Origin of the sequence: Streptomyces alboflavus (assembly GCF_000716675.1) — a bacterium.
In the GTDB taxonomy this organism is placed as follows: domain Bacteria; phylum Actinomycetota; class Actinomycetes; order Streptomycetales; family Streptomycetaceae; genus Streptomyces; species Streptomyces alboflavus.
The window spans coordinates 13,875-37,861 of sequence record NZ_JNXT01000037.1; the positions used below are offsets into that span (position 1 = coordinate 13,875).

19 protein-coding genes and 1 pseudogene are annotated in these 23,987 nt (G+C 72.0%); 10 read left to right on the forward strand and 10 right to left on the reverse strand.

The window, feature by feature from the left end; all coding sequences use genetic code 11:
- The first annotated feature begins 30 nt into the window (after positions 1-30).
- Complete coding sequence (disA, locus tag OO63_RS25360; RefSeq protein WP_030361002.1) at positions 31-1,155, forward strand: DNA integrity scanning diadenylate cyclase DisA; 1,125 nt, start codon at positions 31-33, stop codon at positions 1,153-1,155.
- Positions 1,156-1,273: 118 nt separating this feature from the next.
- Here the strand turns inward: disA and OO63_RS25365 are convergent, their stop codons facing one another.
- A complete protein-coding gene (locus tag OO63_RS25365) occupies positions 1,274-2,113 on the reverse strand; it encodes a hypothetical protein (protein WP_030361003.1) in 840 nt (279 codons plus the stop codon).
- A gap of 259 nt (positions 2,114-2,372) precedes the next feature.
- Between OO63_RS25365 and OO63_RS25370 the strand changes: the two are divergent.
- Positions 2,373-2,975: pseudogene (locus OO63_RS25370) on the forward strand (phosphatase PAP2 family protein); the annotation flags it as partial.
- A 408-nt stretch (positions 2,976-3,383) separates the two neighbouring features.
- Here the strand turns inward: OO63_RS25370 and OO63_RS25375 are convergent.
- Both OO63_RS25375 and OO63_RS25380 read right to left on the reverse strand, forming a co-directional pair.
- Positions 3,384-4,064, reverse strand: a complete 681-nt coding sequence (locus tag OO63_RS25375) for a response regulator transcription factor (RefSeq protein WP_030361005.1) — start codon at positions 4,062-4,064, stop codon at positions 3,384-3,386.
- Positions 4,061-5,632, reverse strand: a complete 1,572-nt coding sequence (locus OO63_RS25380) for a sensor histidine kinase (RefSeq protein WP_234311327.1) — start codon at positions 5,630-5,632, stop codon at positions 4,061-4,063. The genes OO63_RS25375 and OO63_RS25380 overlap by 4 nt, the downstream gene beginning before the upstream one ends.
- Positions 5,633-5,917: 285 nt before the next feature.
- Here OO63_RS25380 and OO63_RS25385 point away from each other — a divergent pair, with 285 nt between their 5' ends.
- The 5 genes from OO63_RS25385 (at position 5,918) to cseC (ending at position 10,752) form a co-directional block, all read left to right on the forward strand.
- Positions 5,918-6,850: an HhH-GPD family protein gene (locus tag OO63_RS25385; protein WP_030361007.1), complete on the forward strand. Its 933-nt coding sequence runs from the start codon at positions 5,918-5,920 to the stop codon at positions 6,848-6,850.
- A gap of 301 nt (positions 6,851-7,151) precedes the next feature.
- Complete coding sequence (locus OO63_RS25390; RefSeq protein WP_030361008.1) at positions 7,152-7,709, forward strand: SigE family RNA polymerase sigma factor; 558 nt, start codon at positions 7,152-7,154, stop codon at positions 7,707-7,709.
- Positions 7,697-8,356 carry a hypothetical protein gene (locus OO63_RS25395; protein ID WP_030361009.1) on the forward strand — a complete coding sequence of 220 codons (660 nt, stop codon included), beginning with the start codon at positions 7,697-7,699 and terminating at the stop codon, positions 8,354-8,356. Before OO63_RS25390 ends, OO63_RS25395 begins: the two co-directional genes overlap by 13 nt.
- A gap of 120 nt (positions 8,357-8,476) precedes the next feature.
- Positions 8,477-9,190, forward strand: coding sequence for a two-component system response regulator CseB (gene cseB / locus OO63_RS25400; protein ID WP_030361010.1), 714 nt, complete (start codon positions 8,477-8,479; stop codon positions 9,188-9,190).
- A 32-nt stretch (positions 9,191-9,222) separates the two neighbouring features.
- Positions 9,223-10,752 (forward strand): two-component system sensor histidine kinase CseC, encoded by a 1,530-nt coding sequence (gene cseC / locus OO63_RS25405; protein WP_234311328.1) that lies wholly within the window; start codon positions 9,223-9,225, stop codon positions 10,750-10,752.
- Between the two features lie 82 nt (positions 10,753-10,834).
- Here cseC and OO63_RS25410 read toward each other — a convergent pair whose 3' ends face one another.
- The 3 genes from OO63_RS25410 to OO63_RS25420 all read right to left on the reverse strand — a co-directional run bounded on the left by OO63_RS25410 (position 10,835) and on the right by OO63_RS25420 (position 13,500).
- Positions 10,835-11,281: a VOC family protein gene (locus OO63_RS25410; protein WP_030361012.1), complete on the reverse strand. Its 447-nt coding sequence runs from the start codon at positions 11,279-11,281 to the stop codon at positions 10,835-10,837.
- 71 nt (positions 11,282-11,352) lie between these two features.
- Positions 11,353-11,820, reverse strand: coding sequence for a helix-turn-helix transcriptional regulator (locus OO63_RS25415; RefSeq protein WP_030361013.1), 468 nt, complete (start codon positions 11,818-11,820; stop codon positions 11,353-11,355).
- A 60-nt stretch (positions 11,821-11,880) separates the two neighbouring features.
- Positions 11,881-13,500: an MDR family MFS transporter gene (locus OO63_RS25420; RefSeq protein ID WP_106983452.1), complete on the reverse strand. Its 1,620-nt coding sequence runs from the start codon at positions 13,498-13,500 to the stop codon at positions 11,881-11,883.
- Positions 13,501-13,658: 158 nt separating this feature from the next.
- On the opposite strand from OO63_RS25420, the gene OO63_RS25425 reads away from it, so the two are divergent.
- The gene (locus OO63_RS25425; RefSeq protein WP_030361015.1) at positions 13,659-14,243 is read left to right on the forward strand and encodes a TetR/AcrR family transcriptional regulator; all 585 of its coding nucleotides are present in this window, start codon (positions 13,659-13,661) and stop codon (positions 14,241-14,243) included.
- Between the two features lie 58 nt (positions 14,244-14,301).
- Here OO63_RS25425 and OO63_RS25430 read toward each other — a convergent pair whose 3' ends face one another.
- Positions 14,302-14,982 carry a M23 family metallopeptidase gene (locus OO63_RS25430; RefSeq protein WP_030361016.1) on the reverse strand — a complete coding sequence of 227 codons (681 nt, stop codon included), beginning with the start codon at positions 14,980-14,982 and terminating at the stop codon, positions 14,302-14,304.
- 413 nt (positions 14,983-15,395) lie between these two features.
- Between OO63_RS25430 and OO63_RS25435 the strand changes: the two genes are divergently transcribed.
- Positions 15,396-18,158: an NACHT domain-containing protein gene (locus OO63_RS25435; protein ID WP_234311329.1), complete on the forward strand. Its 2,763-nt coding sequence runs from the start codon at positions 15,396-15,398 to the stop codon at positions 18,156-18,158.
- Between the two features lie 18 nt (positions 18,159-18,176).
- On the opposite strand, the gene OO63_RS25440 is transcribed toward OO63_RS25435, so the two are convergent.
- Together OO63_RS25440 and OO63_RS25445 are read right to left on the reverse strand one after the other, a co-directional pair.
- The gene (locus OO63_RS25440; RefSeq protein ID WP_078619354.1) at positions 18,177-19,658 is read right to left on the reverse strand and encodes a condensation domain-containing protein; all 1,482 of its coding nucleotides are present in this window, start codon (positions 19,656-19,658) and stop codon (positions 18,177-18,179) included.
- A 211-nt stretch (positions 19,659-19,869) separates the two neighbouring features.
- Positions 19,870-22,392 (reverse strand): ATP-dependent Clp protease ATP-binding subunit, encoded by a 2,523-nt coding sequence (locus OO63_RS25445; protein ID WP_030361019.1) that lies wholly within the window; start codon positions 22,390-22,392, stop codon positions 19,870-19,872.
- Positions 22,393-22,858: 466 nt separating this feature from the next.
- Between OO63_RS25445 and OO63_RS25450 the strand changes: the two genes are divergently transcribed.
- Complete coding sequence (locus OO63_RS25450; protein WP_030361020.1) at positions 22,859-23,542, forward strand: SCO3374 family protein; 684 nt, start codon at positions 22,859-22,861, stop codon at positions 23,540-23,542.
- Here OO63_RS25450 and OO63_RS25455 read toward each other — a convergent pair.
- Positions 23,521-23,859: a histone-like nucleoid-structuring protein Lsr2 gene (locus tag OO63_RS25455; protein ID WP_030361021.1), complete on the reverse strand. Its 339-nt coding sequence runs from the start codon at positions 23,857-23,859 to the stop codon at positions 23,521-23,523. The genes OO63_RS25450 and OO63_RS25455 overlap by 22 nt on opposite strands.
- Positions 23,860-23,987 lie beyond the last annotated feature (128 nt).

A 23,987-nucleotide genomic window follows, 5' to 3' on the forward strand; every position in this document is an offset into this window, starting at 1 on the left:
GCTTGGACAACCTGCGACCGGAGGAGTGCAGTGGCAGCCAACGACCGGGCAGCGGTTCCCGGCAAGCCCGGTGGAGGCTCCGGTGCCGACGGGCTGATGCGCGCCTCCCTGAGCGCGGTCGCGCCGGGCACGGCCCTGCGCGACGGCCTGGAGCGGATCCTCAGAGGCAACACGGGCGGGCTCATCGTGCTCGGCTCGGACAAGACCGTCGAGTCGATGTGCACGGGCGGCTTCGTCCTCGACGTCGAGTTCACGGCCACGCGCCTGCGTGAGCTGTGCAAGCTCGACGGCGGCATCGTGCTCGACAAGGACATCACGAAGATCCTGCGCGCGGGCGTGCAGTTGGTCCCGGACCCGACCATCCCCACGGAGGAGACGGGCACCCGGCACCGCACGGCGGACCGGGTCAGCAAGCAGGTCGGCTTCCCCGTCGTGTCGGTCTCGCAGTCGATGCGCCTGATCGCGCTCTACGTGGACGGCCAGCGCCGCGTCCTGGAGGACTCGGCGGCGATCCTGTCACGTGCCAACCAGGCCCTCGCCACCCTGGAGCGGTACAAGCTCCGCCTCGACGAGGTCGCGGGCACGCTCTCCGCCCTGGAGATCGAGGACCTGGTGACGGTCCGGGACGTCACCGCGGTCGCCCAGCGCCTGGAGATGGTGCGGCGCATCGCCAAGGAGATCGCCGAGTACGTGGTCGAGCTGGGCACGGACGGCCGCCTCCTGACCCTCCAGCTGGACGAGTTGATCGCGGGCGTCGAGCCCGAGCGCGAGCTGGTCGTCCGTGACTACGTACCGGAGCCCACCGCCAAGCGCTCGCGCACCGTGGACGAGGCGCTCGCCGAGCTGGACTCCCTCACGCACGCCGAGCTGCTCGAACTGCCCACGGTGGCCCGGGCGTTGGGGTACACGGGCTCCCCGGAGACCCTGGACTCCGCGGTGTCGCCGCGTGGCTTCCGGCTGCTCGCGAAGGTGCCCCGGCTGCCCGGCGCCATCATCGACCGCCTCGTCGAGCACTTCGGCGGCCTGCAGAAGCTGCTCGCCGCGAGCGTGGACGACCTCCAGACGGTGGACGGGGTCGGGGAGGCGCGGGCGCGCAGTGTCCGCGAGGGGCTCTCGCGGCTGGCGGAGTCGTCGATCCTCGAGCGGTACGTGTAGCCGTCCGGCTCGGTTGGCGGCGGTCTGTCGGCTCGGTACGTCAGCCGCGCGGGACCCGGGCGCCCCGGCCTCGGTGGCCGGGGCCGGTGCCGGGGAGACCCCCGCCCCCGTACAGCCCCTAGTCCTTCGTCAGCACGAACGACGCCTGGTCGCTGCCCAGGCCCGCCGCCCGCGCCTCCACCAGGTACGTGCCCGCCTTCGCGCCGCCCGCGGGAGGCGTCGCGCACTGCGGGGCGCTGGCCTTGCGGTCCCACTCCAGGGTGTGCGTCACATGGCCGTTCGCGGGCACCTTGAACAGCAGGGTCGCCGCGGCACCGGGGCAGTCGTTCGACGACCACATCGCGTCGCCCGCCCCGGACAGGGTGATCGTCACTACGGTGCCCTTGCCGCCGAGGTCGACCTTGCAGGCCTTGCCGCCGCTGTTGACGGCGGTCAGCTCCAGCTTCGGCTTCTGCCCGGGCGTGTACGAGTTCCGTACGCTGCGCAGCTTCAACTCGACCGCGCCGGGCGTGCAGTTGGCGAGGGAGGACCCGGCAGGGAGCCGCGCGCCCGACCCGCCGCCGCCCTTCGCGTCGCCCGAGCCGCCGGAGCCGCCCGAGCCGCCCGAGCCGCCCGCGGAGTCGCCGCCGGAGCCCGAGCCACCGGAGCCCTTCGCGTCACCGGAGCCGTCGGAGTCGCCGGAGCCGTCGCCCCCGCCGTCCTCGCCGCCCTCCGACTCGTCCCGGCCGCCCGGGTGTTCGCTGATCGCGGGCCCGGATCCGGAGGGCCCGGGCGTGATGGACGTGGCGGGGCCGTTGCCCGACGGACCGTCAGCGCCGTTGTCCCCGCCGCCTCCGCCCGAGGCTAGGGCCCATACGACAAGGAGCAAGAGGAGTCCGACGACGGACAGCAGGACGGCCCTCCGACGCCAGTAGATGGAGGAGGGAAGCGGCCCGATCGGATTGCGCAGAGATCCCACGCCCAAACCTTACGAGAGAACCGGGCGTTGTCCTGCCCCACCCGCCGCCTCAGGCCACAACTTTTGCGGATCATCATCCCGGACAGGCCCGCCCGAAGGCCCCGGAACGGTCCCCGGGGCGCTCCTCGACGCGCTCGCGGCGGCCCCTCGGCGCCGCCCCGGTGCCCCGTCACGGCACCCACCCCTGACTTTCGTCAGGTCCACGATGCGCCCATCGCCGGATGTGACGGTGCCGGACCACTGCGTACGGTCCGGAATCATGGACACCATGGATTCTTCCGGCCTCTACCTAGACGTCACCGAATTCGCCCACGACACCCCTTCGTGGGTGCAGCACCTCGCGGAGGTGTGGACGGAGCTCGGGCTGCTGCTCTTCGGCGTCCTCTTCGTCGTGGCCTGGTGGCGGGCGCGGCGCGGGGACCCGCGGGCCGTCGCGGTGGCGGTCCTCGCGCCGCTCGGCACGGCGCTGGCGTACGTCATCAGTGAGACCGTGAAGTCCTTCATCGAGGAGGAGCGGCCGTGCCGGGCGGTGTCCGGGGCGCTCAAGCCGCTCGTGGAGTGCCCGCCGCACGGCGACTGGTCGTTCCCGAGCAACCACTCGACGATCGCGGGCGCCGCCGCCGTGGGCCTCGCCCTCGCCTGGCCCCGGATCGCCGCCCTGACCCTGCCGATGGCGGTGCTCATGGCGTTCTCGCGGGTGTTCGTGGGCGTGCACTACCCGCACGACGTGGCCGTCGGCCTGGTCCTCGGCGCGGTCGTGGTGTTCCTCGCGGTGAAGTTCGCCACCCGGCCCGTGACGCGGATCACGGAGACGATGCGGGGGTCGCGGACCGGCGTGGTCAGGTGGTTCGCGGGCGAGGGCACGGGCCCGGCGACCGCTCCGGCCGCGGCGACCGGGCAGTACGTGCCGTCGCAGGCCGGGCCGTACGAGAACTCGTTGCCGTACCGGCCCGCGCGCGCCGAGCAGCCCCAGGAGCAGACGATGACGCTGCGCCGCCACCAGGACGCGCACCAAGGGGCGCACCAGGGCGCGCACCAGGATCCGTACCAGGGCCAGTACCAAGGGCAGAACGCCTATCAGGGGCAGCAGGCGTACCAGGGGCAGGGCTCCCACCAGGGGCAAGGCGCGTACCAAGGACAGGACCCGTATCAGGGACAGGACGCGTACCAGGGGCAGGGCTCGTACCAAGGCCAGGACCCCTACGGCCACCAGCAGCAGTACCGGCCCCAGGACCCCGACCCCCGCTCCTGAAGCGGGAGTTGGGCGGCCTCACCCCGGCGTCGGCTCCCCCGCGCCGTCGTCCGCCACCAGGCCCGCCTCGTACGCGACGACCGCCGCGCGGACGCGGTTCTTGACCTCCAGGCGGTCGAGGACCGCGCTGACGTAGGCCTTGACGGTGCCCTCGACCAGGTGGAGGCGTGCGGCGATCTCCGGGTTGGACAGGCCCGCGCCGACCAGGCCGAGCACTTCGCGCTCGCGGGGCGTCAGGAGCGCGACCCGGGCGCGCGCCTCGGCCCCGCGCGCCAGGCGGCGGGCGCCGAAGCCGTCGATGACCTGCCGCGCCACCCGCGGCGAGAGGAACGCGGCGCCGCCCGCCACCGCCCGTACGCCCGCGATGAGTTCGTGCGGGTCGCCGGACTTCAGCAGGAACCCGGTGGCGCCGCCGCCGAGCGCCCGTGCCACGTACGCGTCCTCGGAGAACGTCGTGAGCATGGCGACCGCCGTGTCCGGCAGGGTCCGCACGATCTCCTCCGCCGCCGCCAGGCCGTCGAGGCGCGGCATGCGGATGTCCAGGAGCGCCACGTCGGGGCGGTGCGCGCGGGCGAGGTCGACCGCCTCGCGGCCGTCGGCGGCCTCCGCGACCACCTCGATGTCGGTGCCCGCCGCGAGGATGGCGCCCACGCCCGCGCGGATCATCGCCTCATCGTCCGCGAGCAGCACCCGGATCACCGCGCCCACGCCGCCTCCCGGCCCATGCTCCGGTCCGCGCCCGCCTTGGGGATCACTGTCTTGTCCACCAGCCTTCCGTCGTCGAAGCAGAGTCTGAAGTGCGTGAGGGAGGTGAAGAGCTCCCCGCTGGAGCGGTAGTAGCGGCAGTCCGCGCCCGGGGGCGGCGGGGTCGGCGCGCGCTCCACCGGCGGGTCCGTGACGCTGCGGTCCGGCAGCACGGCGGCGACCTCGGACCGCGGCTGGCCCACGCGCAGGGCCGCGTAGTCGGCGGGCCGCAGGACGGAGTGCGTCTTCGTGTACGCGTACCAGGTGAACGCGCCCGCGACGAGCACGGTTCCGATGGCGACGGCGGCGCCGAAGGTGAGGGCGGTGCGGCGGCGGGCGTGGGCCAGGACGGAGCCCGGGGGCGGGAGCGTCGGCTCGGGTGCGGCGGGGCGGGGCGCTCCGGCCGCCGGCAGCCTCGCCGTGACGCGGAACCCGCCGCCCCGCGGCCCGGCCGTCAGCGTGCCGCCGCCCGCCGCGACCCGGGCCCGCAGGTCGGCCAGGCCGGAGCCGCCGTCCGGCGGGGCGGGACGGGGTGCGTCGCCGTGCGGGGGCGGGCCGTTGCTGACCTCGATCGTCGTGGTGCTGCCGGTGCCGGTCGCCGTGACGGTGACCGGGGCGCCCGGGGCGTACTTCGCGGCGTTGGTCAGGGCCTCCTGGACCACGCGGTACGCGATGCGTCCGGCGCCGTCGGACGCATCGGTGCCGTCGTCCTCGTACCGCACCGGAAGGCCCGACTCCGCTGCCCGCGCGACGAGTTGCGCCACCGTCTCGCCGGGCGGGGCCAGCGGGGCGCTCTCGTCGCCCTCGTCCCGGAGCACGCCGATGATCTCGCGCAGCCGGTCGGTGGCCGTCGCGGCGGCCTCGCGCAGGTCGGACGCGGCGGCCCGGTGGTGTGCGGGGAGGTCGGCGGCCACCTGGAGGGCGCCCGCGCGGACCGCGATCAGGCTCAGCTCGTGGCCGAGGGAGTCGTGCATGTCCTGGGCGATGCGGGCGCGTTCGCGCAGCCGGGCCCGGTCGGCGACGATGCGCTGCTCGCGCTCCAGCTGGTCGGCGCGCTCCCAGCCCGCCGCGGCGAGGGCCCGGCCCTGGCGCCAGTAGCGGCCCGCGAGCCAGGGGAAGACCACGCCGAACAGCAGCGTGCCCATGAGCACCAGCCACTCCACGACCGGGTCCACGTCCCGGACCAGGATCCTGACCGTGCCCGCCGCCCAGACCGCCGCGAAGGCGAGCAGCGCCGGGCGGGCGCGGATGCCGTGCCTGCCGAGCAGCAGCGCGAGCACGGCGAGGGCGGGGCCGTACGACACGGAGAACAGGGCGGGGGCGGTCAGGCCGAGGGCGGCGGCGAGGAGGAAGGCGGTGGCCGGGCGGGCGCGCCAGGTCGCCGTGGCCACGGCGAGGACCGCGAGGCCCGCGAACTGGGCCCACAGGGGGCGGGGTTCGTTCAGGCCGATCGCGTCGGCGCTCACCGCGGGCACGGCGAGGGCCGCCCAGAGGGCGACGTCCATCGTGCGGGGGCTCTTCACTCCCTCGACGGTACGTGTTGCCCGGCGGGGCCCGCCCCGTCAGGGGCGCGGGGAACTGCGCGCTCAGCCACAGAAAAGCCGCAGACGCGTCTGCCGCGATACGAGCAGACGCGTCTGCGGCTTTCTTGTGGCTGGCCGCGCAGTTCCCCGCGCCCCTGACGGGGCACAGCCGCGCCGTTCCCGCGCCCCTGACGGGGCACAGCCGTGCCGTACCCCGCGACCCTGGCGGGAGCCGACCCGCGCCGTTGGCGCGTCCCTCACCGCCACCATGGCAGGATCGTCGGCATGCCGACCGCACTCGCCGCCGATCTCGTCGCCGCCGGCACTGCCGACGCCCGTTCGCTGGACGAGCAGTTCCACTCCCCCGTCATCGCCTGGTTCGAGGCCAACGCGCGTGATCTGCCGTGGCGGCGGGAGGACGCCGGGCCCTGGGGCGTGATGGTCAGCGAGTTCATGCTGCAGCAGACGCCGGTGAGCCGGGTGCTTCCCGTGTACGAGCAGTGGCTCGCCCGCTGGCCGCGCCCCGCCGACCTCGCCAAGGAGGCACCCGGTGAGGCCGTGCGCGCCTGGGGCCGGCTCGGGTATCCGCGGCGGGCGCTGCGCCTGCACGGGGCGGCCGTCGCCATAACGGAGCGGCACGGCGGCGACGTACCGGCACAGCACGCACAGCTGCTCGCGCTGCCCGGCATCGGCGAGTACACCGCGGCGGCCGTCGCGTCGTTCGCGTACGGGCAGCGGCACGCCGTGCTCGACACCAACGTGCGGCGGGTCTTCGCGCGCGCCGTGACCGGCGTGCAGTACCCGCCGAACGCCACCACCGCCGCCGAGCGCAAGCTGGCCCGCGCGCTGCTGCCCGAGGACGAGCGCACCGCGTCCCGCTGGGCGGCGGCCTCCATGGAGCTGGGCGCGCTGGTGTGCAGCGCCAAGAACGAGAACTGCGCGCGTTGCCCGCTGGCCGCGCAGTGCGCCTGGCTGGCGGCCGGGAAGCCCGCGCACGAGGGGCCCGCCCGCCGCGGCCAGACGTACGCGGGCACCGACCGCCAGGTCCGCGGCAAGCTCCTCGCGGTGCTGCGCGAGGCCGTGTCGCCGGTGCCGCAGTCCGCGCTCGACCGGGTGTGGGACGAGCCGGTGCAGCGGGCCAGGGCGCTGGACGGCCTGGTCTCCGACGGTCTGGTGGAGCCGCTGCCGGACGGGTACTACCGGCTGCCGCTGACCTGACATCCGCGGGGCCCGGCCTTCACATCACAGCCCGCTGACACGAAACAGCGGCGGAGCCGATGAGGAAGCAGTGCAAAAAGGGCATCCACGCCCACACTCACCTGCCGATTTACGTCCGGCCTACTTCTGTTACACAACCTACGTACAGCCGTGCGTCCGTCGCTGGCTGCTCCGCACAACGCCGTGACACGCCCTCCGTAACTTCTTACCCGTACCGCACAGGCAAGGGATCAGCGGTCGAGAGGCACCCGGGAATCGACCGGGGGCAGCCGGGGATGAACGGGATCGGAGGCGGTTGGGTATGGCGCACGGCGAGGTGCTCGAGTTCGAAGAGTACGTCCGCACTCGGCAGGACGCCCTGCTGCGCAGCGCCCGACGGCTCGTCCCGGACCCGGTCGACGCCCAGGACCTGCTGCAGACGGCGCTCGTACGGACCTACGGCCGCTGGGACGGCATAGCCGACAAGCGACTCGCGGACGCCTACCTGCGCCGCGTCATGATCAACACGCGCACCGAGTGGTGGCGTGCCCGCAAGCTCGAAGAGGTGCCCACCGAGCAGCTGCCGGACGCCTGCGTCGACGACTCCACGGAGCAGCACGCGGACCGCGCCCTCCTGATGGACATCATGAAGGTGCTCGCCCCCAAGCAGCGCAGCGTCGTGGTGCTGCGACACTGGGAGCAGATGTCCACCGAGGAGACGGCCGCCGCGCTCGGCATGTCGGCCGGCACGGTCAAGAGCACGCTGCACCGCGCGCTCGCCCGGCTCCGTCAGGAGCTGGAGAGCCGCGCCGCCGACGAGTCGGCAGGGCCTGCTGCGCGGATGTTCGAACGTGAGGAGCGGGAGCGTTGCGCGGCCTGAGTGCCCGGACCGGACCAGCGGGCCGGGCCACCGAGAAGTGGAAGGCGGGGAGTACGGCAGTGGCCGTGCTCGCCGCCCTCGGCCTTTTGCTCGCCGTCACCGGCTGCTCCACGGGCGGCTCCGGCACCCGTGACGAGGGCCCGGCCCACGTCGGCGCCGTGCCGTCCACCACGCCGTCGGCCTCCCCCTCGCCGGCCCCCAAGAGCGTCGACGCGGTCCAGCTCGTGAAGGACGACCCGAAGGTCAGCCTGGCCGTCAAGCGGGACCTGAAGCCGTGCGCCGCCGACGAGTATCCGGTGGACGTCGCCTACGGCAACCTGACCGGAGCAGCGTCGGACGACGTCGTCGTGAACGTCCTGACCTGCGGTGACAGGGTCGGCATCGGCAGTTACGTGTATCGCCCCGAAGGCAAGAGGTACGAGAATGTCTTCGCCGACGAGCAGCCGCCCGTGTACGCCGAGATCGACCGCGGCGACCTGGTCGTCAGCAAGCAGATGTTCGGCAAGGACGGCTCGGTGGCGGACCCGACGGGAGAAGAGATCATCACCTACCGCTGGTCGACGAGCCGCTTCACCGAGCAGGACCGCACCCGCAACAACTACAGCACCACGGCGGACGGCGATACGACCGATCCGTCGTCGGACTGACGCGCACCTGCCCTGACCGCCGCCCGTCCCACCCGGGCCGACCCCGACCGACCGACCTCCGACCGACCGCCGACCGACCTCCGACCGCCCCCGAACCGAGACCGGAACTGAGAGCACCCGATGGCAGAACACACCCATGTCCTGTTCGTCGAGGACGACGACGTCATCCGCGAGGCCACGCAGCTCGCCCTGGAGCGCGACGGCTTCGAGGTCACCGCCATGCCCGACGGCCTGTCGGGCCTAGAGGCGTTCCGGACGAACCGGCCCGACATCGCCCTGCTCGACGTGATGGTGCCGGGCCTCGACGGCGTCAGCCTCTGCCGCCGCATCCGGGACGAGTCGACGGTGCCGGTGATCATGCTGTCGGCGCGGGCCGACTCCATCGACGTCGTCCTCGGCCTGGAGGCCGGCGCCGACGACTACGTGACCAAGCCGTTCGACGGCGCCGTCCTGGTGGCCCGCATCCGCGCCGTCCTCAGGCGCTTCGGGCACGCCAGCGGCCCCGGCTCGGCCGCGCCCGCCGCCGAGCAGGACCAGAGCCCCGACGGCGGCGTGCTGAGCTTCGGCGACCTGGAGATCGACACCGAGGGCATGGAGGTGCGCCGGGGCGGCGAGCCCGTCGCGCTCACGCCGACGGAGATGCGGCTGCTCCTGGAGTTCTCCTCCGCGCCCGGCACCGTGCTGTCCCGCGACAAGCTCCTTGAGCGGGTCTGGGACTACGGCTGGGGCGGCGACACGCGCGTCGTCGACGTGCATGTGCAGCGGCTGCGGACGAAGGTGGGGCAGGACCGCATCGAGACGGTCCGCGGGTTCGGATACAAGCTCAAGGCGTGAGCTCGCGGCGTGGGGGGACACAGGGGTCTGCCATGGGCAGGGGCATGAACGGGGCGCGGTCCGCGTCCGGTGAGGGGCTGCAGGCGCGGCTGCGGGGGCTTCGGGGGCGGTTGCGGGGGCTTCGGGGGCGGTTGCGGGGGCTCCAGCGGCAGCGGCCGGGCGGCGGGGCGCGGGGTCCGCGGGACCCGCGGGATCTGCCGTGGTCGGAGCGGCTGCGGACGCTGGTCGGCGCCCGGCTGCGCACCGGTGTGCGCTGGAAGATCGCCGCCGCCATCGGCCTGGTCGGCGCGCTCGTCGCGGTGGCGCTGAGCCTGGTCGTGCACAACGCCGCCTGGGTGTCGATGCTCGACAACGCCCGCGACCTCCAGGACGAGCGCGTCCAGATCGCCCAGCGCAACTACGAGGCGCGCCGCACCACCAGTGCCATCTACGGCACCAAGATCGACGACCCGCAGCTCCCGAAGGAACTGCGGCAGAAGGTCCTCACCGGCCGCCGCGCCACCTTCGTGCAGGAGCACGGCGACGGCGTGCCCGACATCTGGGGCGCCGTGCCGCTCAGCGACGGCCACGTCCTGTCGGTGCACAGCCGCTTCGCCGACCGCAACACCACGATCATGAAGGACCTCGACCAGGCCCTCGTCATCGGCTCCATCGCGGTCGTCTTCGGCGGCTGCGCCCTCGGCGTGCTCATCGGCGGCCAGATGGCCCGGCGCCTGCGCAAGGCGGCGACGGCCGCGGGCGAGGTCGCCCAGGGCAACACCGACGTGTCCGTACGGGACGCCATCGGCGGGCACGTGCGCGACGAGACCGACGACCTCGCCGAGGCCGTGGACGCCATGGCCGACGCCCTCAAGCAGCGCCTGGAGGCCGAGCGCCGGGTCACCGCCGACATCGCGCACGAGCTGCGCACCCCCGTGACCGGACTGCTCACCGCCGCCGAGCTGCTGCCGCCGGGCCGGCCGACCGAACTGGTCAAGGACCGGGCGCAGGCCATGCGCACACTCGTCGAGGACGTCCTGGAAGTGGCCCGCCTCGACTCCGCGTCCGAGCGGGCCGAGCTGCAGGACATCACGCTCGGCGAGTTCGTCAGCCGCCGCATGGCGCTGCTCAGCCACGACGTGCGGGTGACGATCGTGCACGAGTCGGAGGTCACCACCGACCCGCGCCGCCTGGAGCGCATCCTCGGCAACCTCGTCGCCAACGCCGCCAAGCACGGCAAGCCGCCCATCGAGGTCAGCGTCGAGGGCCGGGTGGTCCGGGTGCGCGACCACGGCCCCGGCTTCCCCGAGGCGCTGCTCGCCGAAGGCCCGTCCCGCTTCCGCACCGGCTCCGCGGACCGCGCGGGGCGGGGGCACGGCCTGGGCCTGACGATCGCGGCCGGTCAGGCGCGGGTGCTCGGCGCCCGCCTGACCTTCCGCAACATCCGGCCGCCGGGGGCCTCGCCGGAGGAGGCCGCCGAGGGGGCGGTGGCGGTCCTGTGGCTGCCGGAGCACGCGCCGACGAACACCGGGAGCTATCCGATGCTGCAGCTGCCGGAGAAGCCCGCGAAGTGGCAGAAGTAGCCGCGCCCCGAAGGGGCGCGGGGAACTGCGCGACCAGCCACGACGCACCCGCAGCCGACAGACCGGACTCCCGGCGGAGCGCTCAGCAGCCCCAGTCCTTGTCCAGGTCCAGCTCGCCCTCGCGCTCCTGGGTGAACGAGAACCAGTTGCCGGAGTCGTCGCGGAAGATCGCCTCCACTCCGTAGGGGCGCTCCTGCGGCTCCTGGAGGAACTCCACGCCGCGCGCCTTCAGCTTTTCGTAGTCCCCGTGGACGTCGTCCGTGCGCAGCGCGCCGCCGCCGAGGACGCCCTTGGTGACCAGCTTGCGCATGGCCTCGGCCGACTCGGCGTCCATGCCCGCGCCGCCCGGCACCATCAGGGCCAGCATCAGCTCGGGCTGGTCCTTGGCGCCGACGGTGAGGAAGCGCATGCCGCCCTCGCCGAGCGTCATGTCGGTACGGACCTCCAGGCCGAGCTTCTCCGTGTAGAACTCCTTGGCCCGGTCCTGGTCGAGGACCCAGACGGTGGAAATGGCGAGTCCCTTGATCATGGTGTGCTCCTGATGAGGGGTCTTTCGTGCTTGCCCGGCCACCGTAGGCAGCGGGCCCGGCGCTCCGCTTCTCAAGAATTGCGCTCTCCGTCGGCCTCCGTCCCCGTCCCGTCGAGCCCCGCCCGCGCCGGGAACCCCCCGGCCCACAGCAGCGCCCAGCACCCGGGGATCAGCGCGGCGCCGCGCCCCACGTGCTTGCTGCGGTACTCGCTCGGGGTGAGGCCCGTCTGGCGCTTGAAGGTCGACGAGAACGTGCCGACGCTGGTGAAGCCGACCAGCATGCAGATGTCCGTCACGGACAGGTCGGCCGAGCGGAGCATGTCCTCGGCCCGCTCGATGCGGCGGCGCGACAGATACTGCCCGGGCGTCTCCCCGTACGCCTCCTTGAAGGCGCGCAGGAAGTGATAGCGCGAGTAGCCCGCGTGGGCGGCGACCGCGGTCAGGTCGAGGGCGGGGTCGGCCCAGTCGCGGTCCATCGTGTCCTTCGCGAGGCGGAGCCTGCGCAGTCTCTCCACACCCTCGATGCTGGCACGGGCCACTGACAACGGCCCCCCGGCACCGAAGTGCCGGGGGGCCGTGGGGCCGGGCGGACCAGCGGGTCAGACGGCCTCTGCCACCGTCTTCTCCCGCTCGCCGCGCGCGGAGTCCCCGTCCGCGTCACCGGCCGGCTTCTTGTCCGCGGGGGCGGCGCCCCGCAGCGGCGTCTCCTTCACGAAGAACGCCGCGATCAGCGCGCCCACGGCCATCGCGGCGGCGAGCAGGAACGCCACGTGCGTACCGGCGGACACCGCGTGCTGGTAGGCGTCGCGCGCCGCCTCGGGCAGCTTGGCGAGGCTGGCCGCGTCCAGCTGGGCGGAGTGCTCGGTGACCTTGGCGACGCCGCCGCCCCCGGCCTTCGCCATCTCGTCCTGGACGCGGTTGTTGAACAGGGCGCCCATGATCGCGACGCCGAAGGACGAGCCGAGGGTGCGGAACAGCGTGGCCGAGGACGAGGCGACGCCCATGTCCTTCATCTCGACGCTGTTCTGCGCGACCAGCATGGTGATCTGCATCAGGCAGCCCATGCCGGCGCCGAGCACGGCCATGTAGATCCCGGTCGTGACGCGCGAGGTGTCGGTGTCCATCTGCGCCAGCATGAAGAGCCCGACGGCCATCAGGGCGCTGCCCGCGATCGGGAACACCTTGTACTTGCCGGTGGCCGTGGTGAACCGCCCGGCGGCCATGGAGACCGCCATCATCGCGAGCAGCATCGGCATCAGGAGCAGACCGGAGTTGGTGGCCGAGGCGCCCTGCACCGCCTGCTGGTAGAGCGGCAGGAAGAGCATCGCGCCGAACATCACGAAGCCGGTGAGGAAGCCGATCACGGACATCAGGGAGAGGTTGCGGCTGCGGAAGATGTGCAGCGGCATGATCGGCTCCGCGGCCTTCTGCTGGACGAACCAGAAGCCGACGAGGGCGGCGACGCCGAGCCCGATCAGCTCCATGATCACGGCCGAGCCCCAGGCGTACTCCGTACCGCCCCACGTGGTGACCAGGACGAACGAGGTGATGCCGATGGTGAGCAGCACGGCGCCGAGGTAGTCGATGCGGCCCTGGGCGCGCTTCTTCGGCAGGTGCAGGACGGCGCTGACCATGAAGAGGGCGACGATGCCGAGCGGCAGGTTGATGTAGAAGGCCCAGCGCCAGCCGAGGTGGTCGGTGAGGGTGCCGCCGACGAGCGGTCCGCCGATCATGGCGACCGCCATCACGCCGGTCATCATGCCCATGTACTTGCCGCGCTCCCGCGGCGGCACCAGCTCTCCGATGATCGCCATGACGCCGACCATCAGTCCGCCCGCGCCGAGCCCCTGGACCGCCCGGAAGCCGATGAGCTGCCCCATGTCCTGGGCGAGTCCGCTGAGCGCGGAGCCGATCAGGAAGATCACTATGGAGGAGAGGAAGGCGCCCTTGCGCCCGTACATGTCGCCGATCTTGCCCCAGATCGGGGTGGAGGCGGCAGTCGCGAGGGTGTACGCGGTCACCACCCACGACAGGTGTTCCAGGCCGCCCAGGTCGCCGACGATCGTCGGCATCGCGGGCGCCACGATCATGTTGTCCAGCATCGCGAGCAGGATCGCGACCATCAGGGCGAAGATCACCACTCGTACGCTGCGGGGCTGCGGCTCGGCCGCCGCGCCCTGGTTCCCGGCGGCTGCCGCCTGCCCGGTCCGTTTCCCGATGTCTGCCACGGTCCCCGCTCCCCTGTTCTCGAACACTATGCCCGCCGTACTTACTTGCCGCCCGGCAAGTTGGCTACAGTAGAGGAAAGTAGACCCCTAACTAGCCGGGCGTCAAGTAAGTTCGGGCGGTACCGGGGAGAAGTGCGAGGATCGCCACCATGAGCAGCACAGGCAGGCAGCGGCGCCGCGGGGACACCCGCCAGCGCATTCAGGACGTGGCGCTCGAACTCTTCGCCGAGCAGGGGTACGAGAAGACGTCACTGCGCGAGATCGCGGAGCGCCTGGACGTCACGAAAGCGGCCCTGTACTACCACTTCAAGACCAAAGAGGACATCCTCACCAGCATCTTCGACGATCTGACGCGGCCCATCGACGAGCTCATCGTCTGGGGCAAGGAGCAGCCGCGCACGCTTCAGACCAAGCGCGAGATCCTGACCCGCTACAGCGAGATCCTCACCGAAGCCGCCCCGCTCTTCCGCTTCATGCAGGAGAACCAGGCGACGATGCGCGACCTGAAGACGGGCGAGAGCTTCAAGGACCGGATGCTCCAACTCCTGGAGATCCTGACCCACGACGACCCGTCGGTGCCGATGACCGCGCAGGTGCGCTGCTTCAGCGCGCTGTTCACGATGCACGGCGGGATGTTCGTGCTCAAAGGCAACGATGGCGACCCCGAGGAGAAGCGGAAAGCCATCCTCGAAGTCGCCATCGATCTGGTGACCCAGGCGCACAACGGCACCTGAGCACCGGGGCGCCGCCCGCGGGGGATCGGACGCGCGCGCCCCGTTCACGGGGCCGGGATCAGACGCGGACGCCGTGCGCGCGCAGGAACGCGACCGGGTTGACGGCCGAGCCGTAGTTCGGCGTCGTACGGATCTCGAAGTGCAGGTGCGGGCCGCTGGAGTTGCCGGTGTTGCCGGACAGGGCGATGCGCTGGCCGGTGGTGATGGCCTGGCCAGGGCGGACCTCGACCTTCGACAGGTGCGCGTACTGCGAGAAGGTGCCGTTGGCGTGCTTGATCACCACGGCGTTGCCGTACGCGGGGCCGTCACCGGCGCCGTTGCCGCCGGCCTTGACGACGGTGCCGGCGTGCACGGCCTTGACCACGGTGCCGACCGGCACGGCGAAGTCCTGGCCGGAGTGCTTGCTGGCCCACATGCTGCCGCCGAGGCCGAAGCTCGCGGACAGGCGGTAGTTGTCGACCGGGTCCTGCCAGGCGGCGGCCTTCTTGGCGGCGGCCAGCTTGGCCTGCGCGGCCTTCTTCGCCACGGCCTGCTTCGCCTGCTCGGCGGCCTTGGCCTGGGCGACGGCCTGCGCGCCCACGGAGGACGCGGTCACGGACCGCTCCCCGCCCTTGGTGTCGGCGGCGGCCGCGACCCCGGCTCCGAGCACCGTCGTCACGCCGACACCGGCGGCGAGGACGGCCGCCCGGGTGCGACGCAGGGACGGGCCGGAATGGTGGGACTTGGCGCGCTTCGACATGGGGAACCTCCGGGACAAGGCAAGGGGACGCGGTACGGGGGTACCGGCTGTACGGGGGGGGACTGCGGGGGGGTGTTGCGGGGTACTGCGGGGGTGTTGCGGGGTACTGCGAGCAAAAGGGAATCCGGCACGCTCACTGCGCATGCCGGACGGCCATCCCTTGGTAACCCCCACCCCGCCCCGGCCCCAAAACGCCCCTCTACTAGCGGCGGCCGTACCAGGGCCCGCCCGCGATCACCGCCGGAGCCACCCGCCCACGGCCCCCGAAGCCGCCGGTTCCAGGCCGAAAGTCCCGTCCCCGCCGCCGAAAAGCACCACTAATCCGCCTCGTATGTGATGTATGCCCTGTGCGTCATGTCACCGGGGCGCAAGATCCACCACCCGCGAATGTGACGCCCACTACGCTCTCGACCATGGATCCCGCGGCCATTGGCGTCCGTCTCGCGTCCGGTGTCGTCACCCCGCTGATCAGGAAGCTCTTCGTACGCCCCGGACCGGGCGCGGGCCTGGTCACGGAGCCCGTACGGATCGACGCCCTGGTGTCCTTCCGCGGCGAGCGGCGCGACCTCGCCGAGCAGGACGTGCGCCGCCTCGTCACCGCCCTGGTCCGCCAGGCCGTCCGCACCGGCGAGCGCCCCGTCCCCCACGGCGAGGAGGAGGCCGTCGGCCACGCCCTGGCCCGGACGCTGCTCGCCCTCGGCACCCTCACGCTCACCGACGTGGAGGCGGTGTCCCTGGGCCACGAGGAGCTGGCGGCGAGGCTGCGCCGGGCGGCCGGGGACACCACCCGGGACCTCTCGGCGGACGCCGCCCACCTCCACCACCGCCTCCTCGACACGGCCTGCCTGCACATCCTGGACTTCTTCACCCAGCGGTCCACGTTCGTCGCCCACACCCTCGTCGAGCAGAGCCGCCGCCAGGCGGAACTCATTGCCAAGGTCGACGAGCTGATCGCCAGGGACCCCCTCCCCGGCGCGCGGGACGTGGCCTTCGAGCAGCGCTACCTCGCGTACATCGCGAAGAAGCACGGCAAGCTCACGATCTTCGGCATCGACCTCGCCGACTCGCCCGGCAAGTGGCCCCTGGACGCGGCCTACCTGAGCCTGACCGCCACCGAACGCGGACGGCACCTGGGCGACGTCCGGGTCGGCGACGACTGGCGCCAGGTCTTCGAGGCCCACCTCGATCCGACGCCCCGCCCCGCCGACGAGGCCCTCGCCACCCACGACCGGGTGCTCCTGCGCGGCGAGGCGGGCTCCGGCAAGACCACCCTGATCCAGTGGCTCGCGGTCTCCGCGGCCCACCAGGACCCGGACGCGGACGACGGCCGCATGGCCTACCTCCACGACCGCGTCCCCTACGTCCTGCCCCTGCGCACCCTGACCCGCCACGGCGAGCGCCTCCCCGCCCCCAAGGACTTCCTGTCCGCCGTCGGCTCCCCCCTCGCGGGCACGCAGCCCGACGGCTGGGAGGCCCGCGTCCTGACCTCGGCCCGCGCCCTGGTCCTGGTCGACGGCATCGACGAGGTCCCCGACGCCGAGCGCGCCCGCACCCGCGCGTGGCTCTCGGACCTGATCGAGGCCTACCCGGGCAACCGCTGGCTGGTGACGTCCCGGCCCTCCGCCGTCCGGGAGGACTGGCTCACCGACGACGACTTCACCGAGCTGACGCTCGCGCCGATGAGCGGCGCGGACGTGACGGCGTTCATCCGGCGCTGGCACACGGCGGCGGCGACGGGTGCGCGGGCCGACGCGGAGGACGACCGGGCCCTGCGCGCGTACGAGGCCCAGCTCCTCGAAGCCGTGCGGACCAAGCCCGACCTCGGCCTGCTCGCCACCAACCCGCTGATGTGCGGCCTCGTCTGCGCCCTGCACCGCGACCGCCGCGGCTTCCTGCCCCTCGGCCGCAAGGACCTCTACACGGCCGCCCTCTCCATGCTCCTGATCCGCCGCGACCGCGAACGCCACATGGACGTGCCCGAACTCCGCGAGGAGCCCCAGCTCCAGCTCCTCCAGCGCCTCGCGTACTGGCTCATCCGCAACGGCCGCACGGCCATGGACCGCACCCGCGCCACCACGATCATCGGCGACGCCCTGCCCGCCGTACCGGAACTCGCCTCCCTCGGCGACGCGGAGGCCGTCTACACCCACTTCCTGCACCGCAGCGGCCTCCTCCGCGAACCCGGCCCGGACACCGTCGAGTTCGTGCACCGCACCTTCCAGGACTTCCTGGGCGCGCGGGCCGCCGTGGAGGAGGGCGACTTCGGGGTCCTCGCCGGGCACGCGGCGGACGACCAGTGGGGGGACGTCATCCGGATGGCGGTGGCGCAGGCGCGGCCGCGGGAACGGGCGGAACTCCTCGGCGACCTGCTCGCGCGCGGGGACTCCCACCCCGCCGGATCACCCGCCCGCAAGCGGGCGCACCTCCTCGCCGCGGCCTGCCTGGAACACGCGGCCGAGCTGGCGCCCGCGGTGCGGGCGGAGGTGGAGCGGAGGACGGCCGAGCTGATTCCGCCGCATACACCCGAGGAGGCACGGGAGTTGGGGGCGTTGGGGCCGATGGTGCTCGATCTGCTGCCGGGCCCGGACGGCCTGCCCGACGAGGAGGCCCGGCACGTGGCGATCGCGGCGACCCACATCCGCTCGGACGCGGCGATCCCCTTCCTCTCGCGGTTCACGGCCCACCCCTCCGTCGCCGTACGCAGCCAGCTGATGTGGGGCTGGAGCCGCTTCGACTGCCGGTCGTACGCGGACGGCGTGGTCAGCAAGCTCGACGACGGCAGGACGAACTTCACGCTCCGCGCCGACGAACAGGTCGAGGAACTCCTCAGGCTCGGCCTCGACCCCAGGAGCCTGGACATCCGCGCGTCGGTGTCGCCCGAGGCCACGTCCCTCCTGCTCGCCGTGTGCGCGCCCGCCTACCTGGTCCTCCCGGTTGCGCACCTCGCCATGCCGGCCGCGCACGCCGACGACCCCGCCCAGGTGCCGTCCCTGCCCAGCGTCACGGAGCTGCTCCTGACAAACGCGCACACGTCGGACGCGTACCGGACCGTCCTGGAGCGCATCCCGGCACTCTTTCCCAGCCTCGCGCACCTGATGGTCCCCCACAGTTGGGAGCCCCAGGCCGGAGCGCTGTCCACCCACCGCCTCAGGGTGAGCGGCTACGCGACCAGATGACGCCCCCGCCGGGACTTCCTACGTCTCGACCGTCCCGGCAGTCCCGAAGGCCCCGACGGACACGGTGTCGACGCGACGGGGCCGCGGCACCTCTGAGCCACCGCCGGCGTGCGCGCCGTGCCGGGCCACGGCGACGACGGTCTCCCGCAGCCGCTCGACGTACAGCCGCATGTTCTTGGCCGCGACGTCGGTGTCCGGGTAGCGGCCCGCGAACCGCAGGCCCTCGTGGAGCCGGTTGACCCAGGCGCACGCCTTGTCCCCGTACGACACCCTGACCAGGCCGTACGCCTTCAGCTCGGTCCAGCGTCCGGAGCCGACGATGCCGCGGGCGTCGACGAAGGAGACGATCGAGTACAGGTCGGGCGACGTCGGCCGGAACTCCGAGCCGAGCAGACGCAGGACCCGGGCGATGGGCATCCGCGCCAGTGACCTGTTGGCCCGCAGCTCTCCGCGCACACAGTGCAGGGCGCTCTCGAAGTCACGCGCCCGCGCCGCGGGCACCTCGATCGGCGCGCCACCGACGTACCACCCCACGGAGTCCAGCCACTGCGACTTCACGCGGGTGTGGAACGGCACGATCGTGCGGTAGACGGGCTGCCCGCTGATCTCGTGGGCGATGAGGCTGGTGGCGGCGAGGACGCCGACGAGGGTCCCGCCGAAGGGACGGCAGTAGGCCTCGAACGCGGCGGCGGCGTCCGCGTCCACCAGCCTCTCCTCCATGAGTTTCTGTGTGGGCATCCGGGCGGCCGGATCAAGACCGGGATCGACGGGGAATTCCGGCAGCTTTCCACCGCAGCGTTTGATGAATTCCCGCCACCGGTCGACGATCGCGTGCGTTCCGTCGATACGGTCCGCGTCCGCGCGCTCGCTCTCGCAGAAGTCGATGTAACTGCTGATCGGCGTCCGCTCCACGGCACGGCCTTCGAGCCCCGCCGCGTAAAGCTCATGGATCTCGGCGGGGATCCGCTGGAGGGAGTACGAGTCGACATTGCTGTGGTCGAACGCCAGGTACACGCTGGTGCAGTCCTGCCGCACCACCGCCGTGTAGAGGAAGTTCGGCCAGTTCAGCGCGTCCGCGACCGCGTCGAAACGATCCTGGAGACGCTGAACCAGTTCGTCCGCGTCGGGGAAATCACCGACGACCTCCCGGCGCAGCGACACGGCTTCGGCGTCGAAGGTGAACCGGCGCATTTCGTCACCGGCCCAGCGGAATCCGCTGCGCAGCGTCTCGTGCCGGAGAGTCCAGTTCCGCAGGGCGTCCTGGAGTACGTCGAGATCGACGGCCCCCGGAATGTCGAAGGCCGTACCGAGCCAGGTCGGCATGAACAGGCCGTCCGCGCGCACGGACCGCGCCGTCCGCACGTGGGACTCCTGGACGTACGCCGGCCGTCGGGAGTCGTCCGGCAGGTCGGCCGCCCTGTCGACCGTCGCCGGGTCGAGGGTCCATTCGACGAGCCGTCCGGGGCGTACCTCGCAGCGCTGGAGGTCGGTCATGCGCACTGGGCGTCTCCGTTCATCGGGCGTGGGGGGTTGGGAACGCACCCTCTGGGCCCAGCGGGAGCGCGCCCTTGGGGCCCAACGAGATCGCCCACCACCGGGAAACGCCGGACTGTGGAAGCCGTGGAGAGGAACGGGGGAGGTCATGGGAAAAGGGGCTGCCCCGGACCGGTTCCTCGGTCCGGGGCAGCCCCTTCGACGCGCCCTGTGCGGGCTACGCCTCCTTGCTCAGGTTCGGCCCGCCGCTGCCGGCGGACTCGATCGGCGGCACGTCCGGGAGCGCCGCCTTCTCCTCGCCGCGGAAGGTGAACGTGGCGTTCTCGCCCTCGCCCTCCGTGTCGACGACCACGATGTGGCCGGGGCGCAGCTCGCCGAAGAGGATCTTCTCGGAGAGCGTGTCCTCGACCTCGCGCTGGATGGTGCGGCGCAGCGGCCGGGCACCCAGGACGGGGTCGTACCCCTTCTTGGCGAGGAGCTCCTTCGCGGACTGGGAGAGCTCGAGGCCCATGTCCCGGTCCTTCAGGCGCTCGTCCACCTTGCCGATCATGAGGTCGACGATCTCGAGGATGTCGCCCTGGCTCAGCTGCGGGAAGACGACGACGTCGTCCACGCGGTTGAGGAACTCGGGCCGGAAGTGCTGCTTCAGCTCGTCCGAGACCTTGTTCTTCATGCGCTCGTAGTTGGACTTCGTGTCGCCCTGGGCGGCGAAGCCCAGGTTGAAGCCCTTGGAGATGTCCCGCGTGCCGAGGTTGGTCGTCATGATGATGACCGTGTTCTTGAAGTCCACGACCCGGCCCTGGGAGTCGGTCAGACGACCGTCCTCCAGGATCTGGAGCAGCGAGTTGAAGATGTCCGGGTGGGCCTTCTCGACCTCGTCGAAGAGGACGACCGAGAACGGCTTGCGGCGAACCTTCTCCGTCAGCTGACCGCCCTCTTCGTACCCGACGTAGCCGGGGGGCGAGCCGAAGAGGCGCGAGACCGTGTGCTTCTCGCTGAACTCCGACATGTCGAGGGAGATCAGGGCGTCCTCGTCACCGAAGAGGAACTCCGCGAGGGCCTTGGACAGCTCGGTCTTGCCGACACCGGACGGGCCCGCGAAGATGAACGATCCACCGGGGCGCTTGGGGTCCTTCAGACCCGCTCGCGTACGCCGGATCGCCTTCGAGAGCGCCTTGACGGCGTCCTTCTGGCCGATGACGCGCTTGTGGAGCTCGTCCTCCATGCGCAGCAGACGCGAGGACTCCTCCTCGGTCAGCTTGAAGACCGGGATGCCGGTGGCCGTGGCGAGGACCTCGGCGATCAGCTCGCCGTCGACCTCGGCGACGACGTCCATGTCGCCGGCCTTCCACTCCTTCTCGCGCTTGGCCTTGGCGGCCAGGAGCTGCTTCTCCTTGTCGCGCAGGGAAGCGGCCTTCTCGAAGTCCTGGGAGTCGATCGCCGACTCCTTGTCCCGGCGCACGCCCGCGATCTTCTCGTCGAACTCGCGAAGGTCCGGCGGCGCGGTCATCCGGCGGATGCGCATCCGGGAGCCGGCCTCGTCGATCAGGTCGATCGCCTTGTCCGGCAGGAAGCGGTCCGAGATGTACCGGTCGGCCAGCGTTGCGGCCTGGACCAGGGCCTCGTCCGTGATGGAGACGCGGTGGTGCGCCTCGTACCGGTCGCGGAGGCCCTTGAGGATCTCGATGGTGTGCGGCAGCGACGGCTCCGCGACCTGGATGGGCTGGAAGCGGCGCTCGAGGGCCGCGTCCTTCTCCAGGTGCTTGCGGTACTCGTCGAGCGTCGTCGCACCGATGGTCTGCAGCTCACCGCGGGCCAGCATCGGCTTCAGGATGGAGGCCGCGTCGATGGCGCCCTCGGCGGCACCCGCACCCACGAGCGTGTGCAGCTCGTCGATGAACAGGATGATGTCGCCGCGGGTGCGGATCTCCTTGAGGACCTTCTTCAGGCGCTCCTCGAAGTCACCGCGGTAGCGCGAGCCTGCGACCAGCGCGCCGAGGTCCAGGGTGTAGAGGTGCTTGTCCTTGAGGGTCTCGGGCACCTCGCCCTTGACGATCGCCTGGGCGAGGCCCTCGACGACGGCGGTCTTGCCGACGCCGGGCTCACCGATCAGGACCGGGTTGTTCTTCGTGCGGCGGGACAGCACCTGCATGACCCGCTCGATCTCCTTCTCGCGCCCGATGACCGGGTCGAGCTTGGACTCACGAGCGGCCTGGGTGAGGTTCCGGCCGAACTGGTCGAGGACCAGGGACGTGGAGGGCGTGCCCTCGGCAGGACCGCCGGCGGTGGCGGTCTCCTTGCCCTGGTATCCGGAGAGCAGCTGGATGACCTGCTGCCGCACCCGGTTGAGATCGGCGCCCAGCTTGACCAGGACCTGGGCGGCGACGCCCTCGCCCTCACGGATCAGGCCGAGCAGGATGTGCTCCGTGCCGATGTAGTTGTGGCCCAGCTGAAGGGCCTCGCGGAGCGAGAGCTCCAGGACCTTCTTGGCACGGGGGGTGAAGGGGATGTGCCCGGACGGGGCCTGCTGCCCCTGCCCGATGATCTCCTCCACCTGCTGGCGGACCGCCTCGAGCGAAATCCCGAGGCTCTCCAGGGCCTTAGCGGCGACACCCTCGCCCTCGTGGATCAAGCCCAGGAGGATGTGCTCGGTGCCGATGTAGTTGTGGTTGAGCATCCGGGCTTCTTCCTGAGCCAGGACGACAACCCGCCGCGCGCGGTCGGTGAACCTCTCGAACATCGTTAATCGCTCCTCAGAGCGGTCAGGCAGTAAGGGGACGCTCCCCTCCCTGTCCTTCCGCAGCTTAGTCCCGCAAGCGGGGACCGCTCATTCCAACTGCCGACACCCGTCCGGATCACCCTCACTACCGTAGGGAACGGTTCCTGACTCCAACGCCGACACATGCTCCAACCTGATGGTGCGAGACGATGTTCCCGCAGGCCAAGCAGTTACCCTCGCCATCAGTACGCCGTTGGCGAACGTGAGACGCCTGAACGCTGCGTGTCGCCCCTCCCCACTAGGGATGTCTTACCCGTATGCACTGACACTCCATGCAGCGCGCACCGGTTCCCTCCGCTACGGGCGAACACCCTTGCGCTGCGCAGTACGCCATCACGCCCCCTTTTCGGCCACCGTGCGCAGTCGCGACGACACCCAGCGTGACGTGAGCCGTAACTCCAGTGTGCCCGGCGCTGTTGCTCCGGACATGGCCCTCAGCGTTCCTCACCCCAGGCCGCCGGCCGACCGGCGCGCGGCGTCGGATCCGGCGGGGCGGCGCGTGCCGCGCCAGTGGGACGCGGCGGCGGCCGGATTCTGGGATCCGGCGGCGGTGCGGTGCTGGTACGAGAACGTGCTCGGCTGGGCCGTGGCCCCGGGGCCGGATGTCCGGCTCGTCACGGGGCTGCGTTTCGACGTACTGGAGATGCCCGCTCAGGCGGGTTTCGCGGCGCTGCGGCAGCTGGGCCCGAAGGCGCCCGTGGCGCTGCACGGGGAGGCCATGCGGATCCTGGTGGCCGCGGGCAGCGCGGACGAGCTGCCGGGGCTGCTCGACTGGCTGGAGTGGGGGGACATCCCCCTGGACCTCGCGGCGATCGGCGCGGGCGGTCTCGTCGACGCGCCGACGCCGCCCGGAGCCGTCGGCCCTTCGGGGGCCGCCGTGTGGCTGCGGCCCCCCGAGCCCGGCCACGAGGTGGAGCGGGACCTGCCGTCGCTGACGGCCCTGCCCGGCCTGGCGCCGAGCGTCGCTCTGGCCGTGGACGGCAGCGGAACCGACCCCCATTCCGGCTCCGCCGCGGGCTCCGACCTCGTACGGCTCGTGGACACGGCGGCCACTGCGTGCCACCGGGTCCGGCTGCGACGTGCGAGCAGTCAGCCGTTGGCCTTGTCGTAGGCCTCGCGGATGGACGCGGGGACGCGGCCGCGGTCGTTGACCTCGAAGCCGTTGTCCTTCGCCCACGCGCGGATCGCCGCCGTGTCCTGGTTGCCGCCGCCCACGGCAGCGGCGCGCGCCTTGCCGCGGCCGCTGGCACGGCCGCCGGTGCGGCGCCCGCCCTTGAGGTAGGGCTCAAGGAGACCGCGGAGCTTGTCCGCATTGGCGGTGGTGAGATCGATCTCGTACGACTTGCCGTCCAGCGCAAACGTCACGGTCTCGTCCGCCTCGCCGCCGTCGAGGTCATCGACAAGAAGGACCTGAACCTTCTGTGCCACCGGATTTCCTTTCATCGATAACTTCAGGGCCGGACCATGCGGGGTGAGCCGCCGAATCGCCGCCCCCTGTTATATGCAGCACTGCAGTACGTCGGAAAGCAAACCGCTTTTCCCGGAAAAACACAAAC